Annotated in this window: 15 protein-coding genes; 4 read left to right on the top strand and 11 right to left on the bottom strand. The window is 49.6% G+C overall.

The window, feature by feature from the left end:
- Positions 1 to 13: 13 nt before the first annotated feature.
- The 3 genes from RYZ26_RS10200 to fdxA all read right to left on the bottom strand — a co-directional run bounded on the left by RYZ26_RS10200 (position 14) and on the right by fdxA (position 2,086).
- Complete coding sequence (locus RYZ26_RS10200; protein WP_317683100.1) at positions 14 to 814, bottom strand: hypothetical protein; 801 nt, start codon at positions 812 to 814, stop codon at positions 14 to 16.
- A 94-nt stretch (positions 815 to 908) separates the two neighbouring features.
- Positions 909 to 1,415, bottom strand: a complete 507-nt coding sequence (locus RYZ26_RS10195; RefSeq protein WP_317683099.1) for a CarD family transcriptional regulator — start codon at positions 1,413 to 1,415, stop codon at positions 909 to 911.
- A 335-nt stretch (positions 1,416 to 1,750) separates the two neighbouring features.
- A complete protein-coding gene (fdxA, locus tag RYZ26_RS10190) occupies positions 1,751 to 2,086 on the bottom strand; it encodes a ferredoxin FdxA (protein ID WP_317683098.1) in 336 nt (111 codons plus the stop codon).
- A gap of 269 nt (positions 2,087 to 2,355) precedes the next feature.
- Here fdxA and RYZ26_RS10185 point away from each other — a divergent pair, with 269 nt between their 5' ends.
- Positions 2,356 to 2,955: a DUF938 domain-containing protein gene (locus RYZ26_RS10185; protein ID WP_317683097.1), complete on the top strand. Its 600-nt coding sequence runs from the start codon at positions 2,356 to 2,358 to the stop codon at positions 2,953 to 2,955.
- Positions 2,956 to 2,972: 17 nt separating this feature from the next.
- Positions 2,973 to 3,197 carry a hypothetical protein gene (locus RYZ26_RS10180; protein ID WP_317683096.1) on the top strand — a complete coding sequence of 75 codons (225 nt, stop codon included), beginning with the start codon at positions 2,973 to 2,975 and terminating at the stop codon, positions 3,195 to 3,197.
- Between the two features lies 1 nt (position 3,198).
- Here the strand turns inward: RYZ26_RS10180 and RYZ26_RS10175 are convergent, their stop codons facing one another.
- The gene (locus RYZ26_RS10175; protein ID WP_317683095.1) at positions 3,199 to 3,579 is read right to left on the bottom strand and encodes an RNA-binding S4 domain-containing protein; all 381 of its coding nucleotides are present in this window, start codon (positions 3,577 to 3,579) and stop codon (positions 3,199 to 3,201) included.
- Complete coding sequence (locus RYZ26_RS10170; protein ID WP_317683094.1) at positions 3,576 to 6,077, bottom strand: helicase-related protein; 2,502 nt, start codon at positions 6,075 to 6,077, stop codon at positions 3,576 to 3,578. Before RYZ26_RS10170 ends, RYZ26_RS10175 begins: the two co-directional genes overlap by 4 nt.
- A 156-nt stretch (positions 6,078 to 6,233) precedes the next feature.
- On the opposite strand from RYZ26_RS10170, the gene RYZ26_RS10165 reads away from it, so the two are divergent.
- The gene (locus RYZ26_RS10165) at positions 6,234 to 6,848 is read left to right on the top strand and encodes an outer membrane beta-barrel protein (protein WP_317683093.1); all 615 of its coding nucleotides are present in this window, start codon (positions 6,234 to 6,236) and stop codon (positions 6,846 to 6,848) included.
- Between the two features lie 203 nt (positions 6,849 to 7,051).
- Here the strand turns inward: RYZ26_RS10165 and RYZ26_RS10160 are convergent, their stop codons facing one another.
- The 4 genes from RYZ26_RS10160 to RYZ26_RS10145 form a co-directional block, all read right to left on the bottom strand.
- Complete coding sequence (locus tag RYZ26_RS10160; protein ID WP_317683092.1) at positions 7,052 to 7,459, bottom strand: DUF2946 family protein; 408 nt, start codon at positions 7,457 to 7,459, stop codon at positions 7,052 to 7,054.
- A gap of 177 nt (positions 7,460 to 7,636) precedes the next feature.
- A complete protein-coding gene (locus RYZ26_RS10155; RefSeq protein ID WP_317683091.1) occupies positions 7,637 to 8,410 on the bottom strand; it encodes a ferredoxin--NADP reductase in 774 nt (257 codons plus the stop codon).
- 266 nt (positions 8,411 to 8,676) lie between these two features.
- Positions 8,677 to 10,095, bottom strand: coding sequence for an Lcl C-terminal domain-containing protein (locus RYZ26_RS10150; RefSeq protein WP_317683090.1), 1,419 nt, complete (start codon positions 10,093 to 10,095; stop codon positions 8,677 to 8,679).
- A 125-nt stretch (positions 10,096 to 10,220) separates the two neighbouring features.
- Positions 10,221 to 10,580: an HPF/RaiA family ribosome-associated protein gene (locus RYZ26_RS10145; protein ID WP_317683089.1), complete on the bottom strand. Its 360-nt coding sequence runs from the start codon at positions 10,578 to 10,580 to the stop codon at positions 10,221 to 10,223.
- Positions 10,581 to 10,798: 218 nt separating this feature from the next.
- On the opposite strand from RYZ26_RS10145, the gene htpG reads away from it, so the two are divergent.
- The gene (gene htpG / locus RYZ26_RS10140) at positions 10,799 to 12,667 is read left to right on the top strand and encodes a molecular chaperone HtpG (RefSeq protein WP_317683088.1); all 1,869 of its coding nucleotides are present in this window, start codon (positions 10,799 to 10,801) and stop codon (positions 12,665 to 12,667) included.
- 131 nt (positions 12,668 to 12,798) lie between these two features.
- Here htpG and RYZ26_RS10135 read toward each other — a convergent pair whose 3' ends face one another.
- Positions 12,799 to 13,491 (bottom strand): DUF1223 domain-containing protein, encoded by a 693-nt coding sequence (locus RYZ26_RS10135; protein ID WP_317683087.1) that lies wholly within the window; start codon positions 13,489 to 13,491, stop codon positions 12,799 to 12,801.
- A gap of 25 nt (positions 13,492 to 13,516) precedes the next feature.
- The gene (locus tag RYZ26_RS10130) at positions 13,517 to 14,617 is read right to left on the bottom strand and encodes a bifunctional folylpolyglutamate synthase/dihydrofolate synthase (RefSeq protein ID WP_317683086.1); all 1,101 of its coding nucleotides are present in this window, start codon (positions 14,615 to 14,617) and stop codon (positions 13,517 to 13,519) included.
- Positions 14,618 to 14,621: the final 4 nt, after the last annotated feature.

Raw genomic sequence — 14,621 nt, 5'->3', positions numbered from 1 at the left:
CTGCTAACTGCAATCAAACCTCGATGCGTTCAATCAACGCACCGCTGTTTTCAAAGCAAACAGCCACCAGATTGCCACCAAAGCCGCAGCCGGCATCGATACAAAGCTGGTGTTTGGCCATGTGATAGCCTTCCTGGCGGTGATCATAGCCACGGATAGTGCGTTCAAACCCGCTGTAGGGGTGGTCGAGCTCGCGGAATTCCTGTGTGCCCCACCAGAACGCATCGCTTTGTGCATCAAGCGGCATATCGGGCACCACATTTGCATTCACGAACAGAAGCTTTTTATCATCTGTGTAAGCGGCACGTTTCAGGGCGTCCATATATTGTTCGTGACCATCGAACTTGTGCATTTCCGCTTTCAGGGTATTCATCCAGTTTGAAACCGCGCTCATGCCTTCGTGTGCGGCGCGAATACCTTCTTCACAGGACGTTCCATAAGCACGCAGGGTGCTTTCCACGCCTTGTCCCTGCATCCAGGCCAGAACCTCTTCCGGTTCTTTTGCAAACGGGATGTGACGCAGCTTGTAAAGCATCTCTTCCTGACAGCCGCGCAGGAAAACCACATCTTCGACCTCTGCACCTTCCTGCAGAATGACGAGGCGGCGGAAATTCAGGATTTCATTCAGGCAGCCACCCACATTAGGGCCGCGCCCCATGACATTGCCCATATAGATCAGGGCATCACCGGGAAGAAAGTGATTCGCCAATTGCCCGTGCAGGTCTTTCAGCTTTTCAAGCTCTCCATGCACGCTGGCGACAGCCCAGATGCGTCGTTTTCCAACAATTTCAGCAAATTTTGTGTCTTTCGACATACTTGCACACTTCCTTATAGGCGGTCACAAAATAAAAGGCAGAAGGATCGCTAAATCCATCCTGCCTTTTAAAAAGACGTTATGCAAGAAAAGCTTACGCAGCTTTTTCTTTCTGAAGCACATCTTCCAGCTTCTCAGTCGCAGCATCTTTGTCGATATTTTCGACCGCAGCTACTTCATGAGCCAGACGTTCAAGGGCAGCTTCATAGATTTGGCGTTCTGAGAAAGATTGATCAGGCTGACCAACGTTGCGGTACAGATCGCGCACAACTTCTGCAATCTGAACCGGGTCACCGGAATTGATCTTTGCTTCGTATTCCTGAGCGCGGCGGCTCCACATGGTGCGTTTTACCTTAGCTTTCCCTTTAAGGGTGGTCATGGCGCTTTCCATGACTTTACCAGTGCTAAGCTTACGCAGGCCAGCCGCTTTGATTTTACCAACGGGAACGCGCAGTGTCATGCGTTCATGTTCGAATGTAATCACAAACAATTGCAACTCGTGACCACCGATTTCCTGTGTTTCCACGCCAACAACGCGGCCAACGCCGTGAGTAGGATAAACAACGAAATCGCCTGAATCGAACGGTAAGGTTTGAGCCATATTTTTTCTCTCACTCATCATTAATAGCATTCAAAGTCAAAAAATCGGCGACAAAAAACCCCTCTGCAATCGCAGCAGAAGGTCCGAAGAATGACTTTAAACGTCTATGTGTTGTTTAGTTGGCCGCACCAGAGAATATCGAGGTTTGACAGGTCTGTAAAACCCTGGACGGTCAAAAACCGGCCCTGCATGGAACCGGCTGTTGCGTCAAGTATATAGCACAAGATTGGGCGAAAAAACAGGCCTAAGTTACAAAAACATGACAGACACCCGCTTCTTTGGGGTAAGAAGCAGGTCTATCTGTCTGAATTCATTGCCGCAATGCAGCAAAAAAATTAATCGCCTTCGCCAGGCTTTTCGCTGAGCTCGGCTTCCTTACCAGCTTTACCGTTTTGATCGTCCGCACCGTCCATCGGAGACTTCTGCGACGTGATGTTCGGCCAGATTTCAGCAAATTTCTGGTTAATTTCCAGCCACTTGTCAATACCGTCTTCGGTATCAGGCAGGATCGCTTCTGCAGGACATTCCGGCTCACATACACCACAGTCGATACATTCGTCCGGGTGGATGACCAGAAAGTTTTCACCTTCATAGAAACAATCGACCGGGCAGACCTCGACACAGTCAGTGTATTTACATTTAATACAGTTTTCCACGACAACGTAGGTCATCAGAATCTCCGTTTTTTGATTGCCTGATTGTTGAAACAACCGAATCGGTTAGCACAAAAAGGCGAATCGTTTTAAAAATTTCCACCACATGGATTTCTTTAAAATTTCCATGCGTTGAGTTTCAGATAGCACGATCTCAAAGGGACAGCAACCATATGAATATTGTGGGTAATCTTTTTTTTCACCTGCTATTGCACCTTAGAGGTAATCTAAAGATTGCGATTTTGACGGCACATAACTATCTTATTGAAAAAGAAGGATTTTAAACAATGGATCAACGGCTTTTTTATCCGGCAACTGAACGAAATCGCGATGTTATTTTAGATGTGCTGAAAGATTTTTTTCCAACAAAGGGCCAGTGTCTGGAGATAGCAAGCGGCAGCGGCGAACATGTTGTCCATTTTGCCAGCGCCTTTCCCGATGTCACCTTTCATCCCAGCGACCTTGAAAAAGACTGCCTCAACAGCATCACTGCATGGACGGCCCATCAAGGCCTCACCAACATCCAGCCCCCGCAAATGCTGGATACGACGCAAGATAACTGGGACCTGCCACAGCTTGATGCCATTCTCTGCATCAATATGGTCCATATCAGCCCGTGGGAAGCCACAATTGGCTTGATAGAGAAAGCAGGCACTTTTCTGAAAGAAGGGGGCTGTCTCTACCTTTATGGCCCCTATCGTCGCTTTGGCAAACATACCGCACCGTCCAACGAATCCTTTGAAGGCTGGCTCAAATCCAAAGATGAACGTTTCGGCGTGCGCCATATGGAAGAGGTGGAAGCCGAGGCCGATAAGAACGGGCTGAAACTGTCACAAATTGTTGATATGCCCGCCAACAATTTTTCCTTGGTTTTCAGGAAGGTTTAACGGTATATCCTAGGACCATGAATAAACGACCCGAATTCAAAGCAGATATGGCGGTCTTCGCCATCATAATTTTCCTGCTTGGCATCGCTTTTTCCATGTTCGTCATCGAAAAAGACCCGGATGCCCGCCTCGGCATGTTCGGCATCAGCGTCTGGGTCCTGATTATCGTTGGTGCCCTCTACATGCGCAAAAAACGCGCCCGCCAGGATGAAGAAAAATCTCAGGACGACGAGAAGAAATAACCTATTCCACCTCTTCCAACCATTGATCCATCTTGCGCCGTTCCCGCTTGGTTGGACGGCCTGATCCGGGGTCGCGTTCAGCAACGACCGGGTCTTTGGGCTTTTTCGGCTTGGGTTGAGGCGGATCGAGGTCTTCGTAAAGGGTCCGTGCTTCTGGTGCGGGCCCACGACGTTCCCCCATTTTAACCACGCGGATCAGACGGATGTAGGGGCCGGAAGGAAAAGTCAGCACGTCTTCGGGTTTCAGGACCACGTGGGCTTTAGAAATATGTGATCCATTCACCCGGACCTTGCCGGATTGGACAAATTTGGCTGCCAGTGTGCGGCTTTTGAAAAAGCGCGCGTGCCACAGCCATTTATCAATTCTCAGTGTCTCGCTCATTTATTCCAGTTCTTCAGTTCAGCAAAAGGCGAGTCGGGAGAAACGCGTACCCTTGGTTTCTTCTTTTTCGACACAGCCTTCTTTTTCATATGGGACTTCTTGCGCCCGACTTTAAGGTCATCGCCTTGTTTTTCAACAAAATAGCCAAGCCGTTTCAGAATTTCAGCCATGGCAGCATGGGAACATCCGGCGAGCGAAACAAAATCCCCATCAATAACGACTTTGGATTTTTTCGTGCGTTCCCACGCCAGTTCGGCCACCCGTTCAATCATGTCGTGGCGCAGACAGAGGTTATCAAAACGGCGATACCCGATGGCTTCATAGAAACCATGCGGCATACCTTTTTCATACGCAAAAGACATCATGCCTTCGCCCGGATAGGCGGGAATGATTTCCGGCTGGTAATATAGGGTCCATAGATCAGCGCGCAAGCGCACGGCAGCAGCTTTCAGCAATTTCGGGCAATAAAGACTGTGACGTCCGAAGATCAATCCGGCCTTGCGCAGGGCTTTGCGGTCTTTGAGCGGTAAATCCTCAATCAATCCGGCGACCTCTTTACGCGCCAGAGACCCGAGATTTTCACGGACCTGAAAGGCAATCCCACGTGCCGCGCCCCCCACATTCGCCTTTTCCAGCTTAAAGAGCGGGGCAAGCGTTCCCTGAATGGTCTGATCCAGCCAGTCCCGCAGCTTCGCCTTCACCCGTATGCGTAAAGGCTCATCAATCAGATCAAAGGTCAGCGTTTCAAGGCGGGGATGGAGAATATCGCTGCCTTTGAACAAACGCGCACAAGCATGACCACGCCATAGGATAAAGCCATCATCACGCAGTGAAAAAGCATCTTGTTTTTCTTCTTCAAACAAGGCAACGCGGCGATCCATTTCCTGGCGCAGCGCTTTAAGCGCAGCGGAATTCACCGCGCGCTTGGCATGGGGATTATCAGTTTCATCAGCTGCAAAATGAAAACCTTCCAACCGTCCGACAAAATGGCCTTCCACCAGCACATCCCCTAACTTGGTCACGGCGGCCAGCAGATCTTCGCGGTCCTTCAGCTTTTTCATCAGGGTCGATGTCCGGCGATCCACAAACCGTTTGGTCAGCTGTTCATGAAGCGCATCGGAAAGCTTGTCTTCAATCTCCCGCGTAATGCCCTGCCAGTGGGCCGGGTCATGCAGCCATTGGCCGCGCTGCGAAATATAGGTCCAGGTGCGAATGTTCGACAGGCGTTGTGTAAGCGTATCAATATCCCCGTCCGTGCGATCCAGGCGCTGCACATGGCCTGCCACCCAATCGGTCGGCAGGATGTTTTTATGGGTGCAAAGATGCATATAAATCTGACCAAGCAAGCGTGGATGGCTGTCCGACATGGTCTTGGCAAAATCCGGGATCTGGCACACATCCCACAACAGCTTCACCCGCTTGGGGTGGCTCGCATAGGCCAGAACGTCCGGGTTCTTGACCAGAAAATCCAGCGTGATCTCATCTTCGGGGATGCGCGGGCGGATCAGGTTTTTGGACTTGGGCGCCGCGCGCAGGTCCATCTGCAACGTTTCGACAGAGGTAAAACGGATGCGGGAATTACGCCAGTAAATCTGTTCCACCACATCAAATTCATGGGCTTCCAGACGCTCAATAATCTCCGGGTCCATTTCGGGGCAATCGCCTGTTACCCCAAAGGTCCCATCACGCATATAGCGCCCGGCCCGGCCCGCAATCTGTGCAGTTTCCGGCAAAGTCAACCCACGCATCTGACGGCCATCAAATTTGGAAAGGGCGGCAAAGGCGACATGGTCCACATCCATATTCAGCCCCATACCGATGGCGTCTGTGGCCACAATATAATCCACCTCACCCGCCTGATAAAGTTCCACCTGGGAATTGCGCGTGCGTGGGCTCAGTGCGCCCAGTACCACAGCCGCCCCGCCCTTTTGACGGCGGATCAGTTCGGCAATGGCATAAACTTCGGATGCGGAAAAAGCAACGATGGCAGACCTGTTGGGCAAACGGGTGATTTTCTTGGAGCCCGTATAGGTCAGATTTGAAAACCGCGGGCGTTCTTCAAATTCCACCTCATCCACCAACTGGCGGATCAACGGCGCGATGGTGCGCGATCCCATAAACATGGTTTCAGATCGCCCGCGCGCATTGAGCAATCGATCGGTAAAAATATGACCGCGATCTGGGTCACTGCAAAGCTGGATTTCATCAATAGCGATAAATTCCACGTCCCGTTCCAGCGGCATCGATTCCACGGTACAGAGGAAATAACGTGCATGCGGCGGCACAATCTTTTCTTCGCCTGTGATCAGGGCGACCTGTTCCGGTCCCTTGATCTCACAGACCCGATCATAGTTTTCACGTGCAAGAAGACGTAACGGAAAGCCGATCATACCCGTTGCATGCGCCATCATCCGTTCCAGCGCGAGATAGGTTTTTCCGGTATTTGTGGGACCGAGCACGGCAGAAATGCGGGCTCGTTGCGACGTATCAATTTGCATAGTGGGCCAGACAATGACCGACTTTTTGAAAAAGCGCAAGAAATCAAAAAACACCAGATACGTGCAGACACGATCACGTTAACGTTTATTTGATGATTACTCCTTATAGATGTAACCATCAGTATAAATGTGCTTATAAAAACTTAAGGATCGGTAATGAAAAAATTACTCCTGCTGGCGACGGTCTTTGTCACCGCCTCGTCAGTCAGCCTCGCAGATGGTTATAAAACCAAACCCGGTGCTGAATTATTCTATCTTGGTGCGTCATTTGGCCAAAGTACCTTAAATACCGGCATCTCAGAAGGCACATCCACGCTGGATGAAGATGATAGCGCTTTCAAACTTTATGGCGGTCTTCAGCTTAACCAATACTTGGGCACAGAACTCCATTACGCCAATTTGGGCGAAGCAACCCTTTCCGGGAATAATGGCTCAACCTTCTCGCTGGATGGGACCAACTATGCCTTTAATCAAAGTGCTGACATTGCCATTGGCGCACAAAGTTTTGGGGTCTCCGGCCTATTAGGCACAAAGATCGGTGCTGTTCGTCCCTTCATCAAAGGCGGACTGCATCGCTGGAGCGCAGATGCGAAATACAGCTCGGCCACCAGCAGTGCGGATGCTGAAAGCTCTGGCTTTGACGCCCTTTTTGGTGCCGGTGCTGAACTGACGATCCTCGGCGGCCTAAACGCCCGCGCGGAATACGAAAGATACATCGTCGGTAACATGGACGTGGATGTCCTATCTGCGGGCCTGAACTACCGTTTCTAAGAGGCTGTCTTTCACAAACAGAAAAAGCACACGGTCCAAGGACGGTGTGCTTTTTTTCTTGGGATTGCTCCCGAAGATTTAGCGCGAGAAAAAAGGAGTGCACACAGAAAAGCACTTCTCTTTTCTCGCACTTTTCCCAACGATGAAAGTGCCTTAAAGAGGTGGCAATTATATAAGGTCCTCTCACCCTTGAGGGGGAAACCTTATACGTATGGCGGGGCGCGTGGTGCAGACGGACGGGCCTGTATATCAAGGGCAAACTGTCCGTTATCCACTCCTTCTATGGACTGGGGGAGTCCGCTTAAAGGGTGGCTTGTAACAACTTCGGGAAGAAGTGCACTATCTGTTTTGATATCAGCGGAACAAAGCACACACCAGTCACAGACAAACCCGTCGGTATGAGCAGGTTGTGCGGGGCTTTGTTCATCAGCTGCAGCAACATCAACGCGGCAAATGCTGGTACGCAGCGCGTTTTCAAAGCTGCCATCAAGGGATTTCTCACCTGCCAGAACGACAATCGGCGTTAAAATCTGAAACAGAAATGCAATGAGCAACATCGCTGAGATATCAGCGCGCCCTGCTTTCATCAGTTGTTTCAGTTTAGAAGCCATCTAAAGACATTCCAGTAGCTGTAAAGTTTGATTTCCCTTATACGCTTTTCTGTCCAAAAGGCAAAAAGAAAAACACCCCGCCAAGCGCTATCTGGACGGGGTGTTCTTAAAAAGCGACCATGAACAGTTGATCATGGGGGGGATTATTCAGGGCCGCTTCGCGTTTTCTATTGTGACTTAGCGTTCAACGAACGCGCGTTCGATCACATAATCCGCTGCATGACCTGTGCTTTCAGAAGCCTGGAAGCCAAGGCTGTCGAGGATTTTACAGGTATCTTCGTTCATCACCTGTGAGCCACAAATCATGGCGCGGTCTGTTTCCGGGTTCAGCTGCGGCATGCCCAGGTCTTCCGCCAGTTTACCGTTTTCAATCAAATGCGTGATCCGGCCCTGGTTACGATAAGGCTCACGCGTTACCGTTGGGTAATAAACCAGTTTCTCGGAAATCATCTCGCCGAGATATTCGTGATTCGGCAGTTCGTTCATGATGTAATCCTGATAGGCCAGCTCGTTCACATAACGCACACCGTGGCACAGGATAACCTTGTCGAAACGCTCATAAGTTTCAAAATCACGAATGATGCTGAGGAATGGTGCAAGACCCGTCCCTGTCGCCAGAAGGAACAGGTTTTTCGCAGGGGTCAGGTCATCAAGAACCAATGTGCCCACAGGCTTTTTGCTGACCAGCAGCTTGTCACCTTGCTTCAGGTGCTGCAGACGAGACGTCAGTGGCCCGTCCGGCACTTTGATGCTGAAGAATTCAAGGTGTTCTTCATAGTTGGCACTGGCAATACTGTAAGCGCGCATCAAAGGCTTGCCTTCGACTTCCAAACCGATCATGACGAAGTGACCATTGTGGAAACGCAGAGCGTCTGAACGGGTTGTCTTGAAGCTGAACAGGGAGTCATTCCAATGTTTTACTTCTAAGACGTCTTCCTGGAAAAATGCCATTTTTTCTCTCTTAAATTTGCGCGTATTGCTTAGTCAGTTAACACAAGTAAAGGGCGACACCAGAATCCGGTGCCCCAAAATTTATATGCACAATAATGTGTGTTATTTATTTGTCAATTACAAATATTTTGTGTCAATTAACAAATGGAGTTAAACCCTCAGCTCAGAACACACTCAAAATCATGATTTCGCAAGGGTTCCTACTAAATTAGTAAGTTATTGTAAAGAAATATCGCTCACGCAGTTGTGAAGGAACCCTTCCATTTTCAACCCCGAACACAGCGCGCGTAATTATAAACCCGTCTGACATCACCTTGCGGCCCATGCCCCCAGACCGGATAATCGCCTATGTCACCGCTCTTAGGGTCAGAGCGTTGCGCCCCCGCCCCATGAACATCAATAATAGAAGCTTTGCTGCCACGCTCACTTCCGCCTTGGGGGCGTTCATGAGGGTGACTGCCAGGCCCTCTCATATGCCCACCAGGTGGTGGCGGTGGACGCCGTTTCATCATATCGCCGCCACCTGGACCAGAAGGCAGCGAGAAAGCCCCAAGCGCTTCACCAAAGAAAACAATAATCCCTTCATCTCCGGGATTTTTACCATCCAAAAGCGATGTTGAGGACCAATAGGCTGGGAAATTCGTCTTTCCTCTGACATCCTTGAACTCTGTCACCGCAAAGATAGGATCAAGTGCTGCCGAACTGGTTCGTTGCGGTGAGCGGGTATAATCAACCAAGCTCTGAAGCTCTTTCGAGCTGGGCAAGCGCCAGTCTGAAAATCCATCCAACTCCAACCCTTCACAAAAACTCAAAGCCTCCCCCCAGTCAACCCGGCCGTCTTTGGATTTTGTCTGTTGCAGCTTGTCCACAAAATGGCCTGTGTCCGCCTTCATCCAGGTCAACCCTGTTGCCGCGTCCATTACAGCGTTTTCGCTGGTTGTCGCAAATTTATTTTTGCCATATTCAGGATTGCCCCGCACAAGGCGCAGATAAAAACCATCACCGCCTTTCTGACCAAAAACCGGATAGCCCTTGATCCGACCATCGGCAAAATTCACCCCAAAGAAGGTCTTGTTCCGCCCCATGGTGAAACCTTCATAAATGGTCGAGGTGATATATTGGGAATCGATATAGCGAATATGACTGGAATAAGTCCCGGATGGTGCCTCTGGCGGATATTCAAAATCAAAATATTCGGTATTGAGATAGGGAACGGCATCTGATGGCTTCTCTCTGGAGTTGGGATCCATCCTTCCTGTCGCTCCACCATGATTAATCAGGGAATAAAGCTCCTTGATCGTAGGCACGCGCCAGTCCTTATGCCCCCCTTCCGTTGCGTTTCGCGCGATGTCTTCTGCAGTGTTCCAATGGGTATTTCGATAAAATCTCTTTTGCCACATCAAACCGCTGACCAGATCAGATACAGTGCCATCACCATTGTCTTTATAATGGGGCGCATTGATGGTGTATTGGGCATCCTGTCCGAAGAAATCACCAGAAGCCGGGCAATCCATATTCGGTGTACCCCAACCATCACCCGCATCATAACATTTGGTCTGCCCCGTATCGACAACCCTATAGGTCGTTCCAATTTTGCGGCCTGCCTCACTTGCCTCAGCAACGTTCAAAGCAGCCCATCCAATCGTGAAGATTGTTCCCGCTGTCAAAAACCATGTCAATTTCATGAACCCGTTCCCCAGTAATCTGAACACCACTGAAAACTGTAATTCAACAATTGGCTGAATCAAACAACAAAAAAGCCCGCCTCTTTTTCAGAGACGGGCTTTTTAAATTCTGTAAGCTTTAAAGCTTAGCCAACCGCAGCATCGCTGTGGCTTTTGACTTCACCGCGATTGCGTTGAACCCATTCTTTGATCTGGCGACGTGCCGCATCAAAGGCATCACGGATGGTGACGTAAACGTCTTCGTGCGCGTGGTCGTCATTGTGTGTTTTGTCCACGATGATTTCTTCGCCAGGCAGAGAAACGTCAAGGCGGATGTCAAACAGCTTGCCTTTTGTTTTGCTTTTATGTGGTGCGCTAACTGTTACGCGGCAGCTAACGATTTTATCTGAATGTTTTTCCAACATTTCTACTTTTTCGCGGATACGCGCTTCAACAGCGTCGGAATGATCTACATCGCGAAAAACGATTTGCAAAGGAGACTGCATTTTAACTCGAGCCCTAATAGTCTTTAATATGATGCGCGGCAGCCCAATTGAGGCGCCACAAATGACGAAATTCCCCCTCTCATACCCGCTAAATTACCGAATGGCAACATAAGAGATGTTTTTTTACAGAATCTTTGCATTAAAGGCTTGCATCCTGCCCATTTTTTGAACATATCCATCCACACCATTATTCTACTTAAAGGCATATGGAAGAAATTATGACTGAGGAAAAACTTTCGTTTCAGGCAGAAGTAAGCAAGCTTCTGCATATCGTAACCCACTCGCTTTACAGCAATAAAGAGATCTTCCTGCGTGAATTGATCTCTAACGCATCAGACGCCTGCGACAAGTTACGCTATGAATCACAAACAGATTCCAGCCTGACAGAAGGCGATTCGGATTTCCGCATCACCCTTGATCTGAATAAAGAAACCAAGACACTGACCATTGCCGATAACGGCATCGGCATGAACCACGATGACCTGATCAACAATCTGGGTACCATCGCCAAGTCCGGCACCGAAGCTTTCTTAAAAGCTGCTGAAGAATCCGACAAAGGAGATGTCAACCTGATCGGCCAGTTTGGTGTGGGTTTCTATTCTTCCTTCATGGTTGCTGAAAAAGTCACCGTGACTTCGCGCAAAGCTGGCGAAGACAAAGCCTGGGCCTGGGAAAGCAACGGCGAAGGTGAATATACCATCAATGATGCGACGCGCGACGGCCACGGTACATCCATCACATTATATATGCGTGATGATCAGGAAGAATTCCTCGAAGATGCGCGCCTGCGCAACATCGTGACGACCTATTCTGATCACATCAATATTCCAATTGTCCTGCTGGGCGGTGAAGAAGAAGAAACATTAAACAGTGCCTCTGCCATCTGGACACGTCAGGCCAAGGACATTTCTGAAGAACAGTATAAAGAGTTCTATCACCATGTCGCCCATGCCTTTGATGACCCATGGCTGACCATGCACAACCGGGTTGAAGGGGTGATTGAATATACCAACCTTCTGTTCATCCCAGGTTCACGCCCCATGGACCTGTTTACGCCAGAGCGTAAAAATCACCTGAAACTTTATGTGAACCGAGTCTTTATTACGGACGATTGTGATGAAGTGATCCCACAATACCTGCGTTTCGTGCGCGGTGTGGTCGATAGTGGTGATCTGCCTTTGAACGTATCTCGTGAAATGTTGCAGCACAATCCGGTTCTGGCAAAAATCAAAGCCGGCCTGACCAAGAAAGTCCTGGGTGAGCTGAAGAAGAAGGCAGAGAAAGACGCAGAAGGCTATGCTTCGTTCTGGGAAAACTTCGGCGCAGTCATGAAAGAAGGCATCTACGAAGACTTCGCCCATCAAAAAGAAAACCTCGCCCTTGCCCGCTTTAAGTCCACCAATATTGACGGCTGGGTAAGCCTGGCGGAATATGTCGAGCGCATGAAAGAAGGTCAGGAAGAAATTTTCTATATCTCCGGCGATGATCTTGAAGCCCTGAAACGTTCCCCACAGCTGGAAGGCTTTAAAGCCAAGGGTGTGGAAGTGCTGTTCATGACCGATCCGATCGATGAATTCTGGATCCCGGGCGTCGGCCAGTTTGAAGAAAAGAAATTCCAGTCCATCACCAAGGGCGGTGCCGATCTTTCCAAAATCAAGAAAGAAGGTGACGCAGAAGATGAAGCTGACAAAGAAGATGCCGCTGATAAAGACGGGATTGATCGTCTTTGCGCTGCCTTCAAAGCTGTGCTGGGTGACAGCGTACAGGAAGTACGATCTACGGACCGCCTGACTGACAGTGCCGTTTGTATCGTTGCCAGCGAAAGCGCGATGGATCGCAACCTGCAACGCATGCTGAAACAACACGGTCAGGCCGTGCCGGACGAAGCCCCGATCCTGGAGCTGAACCCAACGCATTCTTTGGTTAAAAAGCTGGTTGATCTGTCTGCGGACGGCACGAACCAGACCATTGACGATGCCGCACACCTGCTGCTGGATCAGGCTCGCATTATTGAAGGGGAAAACATCCCGGATATGACGGCTTTTGCCAAACGTATGACAAGTGCGATGGAAAAAGGATTGGTTTAACCTTCGCCGGAGAACAATAAAAAAAGGACCGCCTGATAACGTCAGGCGGTCCTTTTTCTCGCTCTAGACACGACCTCTATTGCCCTCATCCCATGTGCCCTATGTGGGAAGACAAAATCGAATTTCAAGACTTAGTTTGTCAGACGGATGGCCGTCAGAATTTTAAGATCATTGGCACGCTGTAAGAAAATTGCGTGGCCATGGTTGGGATCAAGATCAGCAACATCATAGGTAAAGGTCTGATCACCACCGCGCCAGTTACCCACATGCACCAGATCAGAAACGATATTATAATCGGTCAGGGTTTTGCCACGATTTTCCCCGCGTCTGACCTTAGTCTTTTCTTCCTTGATGAAGCTAACACGGTAGACATGAATATTCTGGTTCTGGGCCGGGCCGGACACAGCGATTACTCCGTCTGCGGCACGGATATCCAGATCAGAAGCCTTTGACAATTCCTTTTCTATCGCACGCACCACATTGCGACGGGAATTGCCTGATGTTTCGTAATCACCTGCCACCACCATCTGCGGCGTATAGACATAACGCAGATTAAAAGCAGAAGCATAATTGCGTTGCCGCTGGGTATATTCCGGGCTCGCGTGGATATCTTTCCAACCGATATAATCCCAGTAATCCACATGGAACGCCAGTGCCAGCACGTCATTACGCATGGAGAGTTCGCCTAAAAACGCATCGGCAGGCGGACAGGAAGAACAGCCTTGCGACGTAAAAAGTTCAACCACGGCCAAACGTTGGTTGGCTTTTGCAGAAAGAGGCAACAGCAGCAGGCTGACAAGCAGAATAAATGTAATCTTTTTCATGCCCAAAGAATGGCAGTTTTCCTGCTCACAGGCGAATCACATCATAGTGAACACCGCGCAGATGCGCCATCATGCGACCCACCAGACCAAAGCCACCCAGACACAAAATGACACCGTCTTCAGATCGATGATCTTTGGCCAGTTCCAAAGCTTCTGCGATATCAACAGCTTCGTCTTTTCGCGACGCCTGAAAGGCCTTTAGCATCTCATTGGCCGGGTGCATATCATCTTCCACCTGCAAGGCGATGACATGATGGAAAGATTGATCGAATGCACCCAAATCTTTGTCATTTCTAGCCGCACAGATCAGACTGATATCTTTACCTTTAAAATGATCCAGCACGGTTTCCACCGCTTTGGCACTATGGGCCACATCTACATAGATCGGTGGATTGCTGGAAAGTTTCTGTAAACGCCCCGGTACACGCACGCCAAAGGTTTCCGGCAGATCATCCAGATCAAAATGCATCTTCAAGGCATGTGCGGCCAGTCGGGCATTGCTTTGTAACGGAGACAAAGGTGGATTTGAAATATCCAGGTAACACACCCCCTTTGGCATACAATCTTCCAGCCCGCCAACCGCGCTGATCAGACAATCCCCAGTCTTGCAAACTGCTGCTTTTTCTTTCGCAATGGCTTCGATGCTGTCCCCTAAAATGGCGGTATGTTCCAGATCAATGGAGGTCAGAACCGATATCTTTCCATCTGCTGCACGCACCGGATCAAAGCGCCCTCCAAGACCGATTTCCATCACGGCCAGATCAAGATTACAGTCGGCGAAATGCTTCATAGCGGCCAGTGTCAAAAGCTCAAACCGACCTATACCTTTTACCCCCCCTGCCCGGTCACAGGCCCAGTTGAGAACCACATCTAGTTGATCGTCCGAAATTTCCCGCCCATTCACTTGTATGCGTTCGTTAACCCGCAGCAAATGGGGTGAGGTATAAAGCCCGACAGATTTGCCAAGTCGCAACGCCATTTCCGCCATCATATGGGCCGTGGTGCCTTTGCCGTTGGAGCCAACGATTTTGATGGCCGGGACCTGCTGTAATCCGTCACACAGGACCGCCATCCGTTCATTCACACCTTGTTCCCCAAAGCGTGGGAAGCTAAGTAATCTTTCCAAACCC

The organism is Terasakiella sediminum (assembly GCF_033100395.1).
Taxonomy (GTDB): Bacteria; Pseudomonadota; Alphaproteobacteria; order Rhodospirillales; family Terasakiellaceae; genus Terasakiella.
The sequence above is the reverse complement of the archived record's forward strand: the minus strand, read 5'-3'. Positions and strand labels throughout refer to the sequence as shown.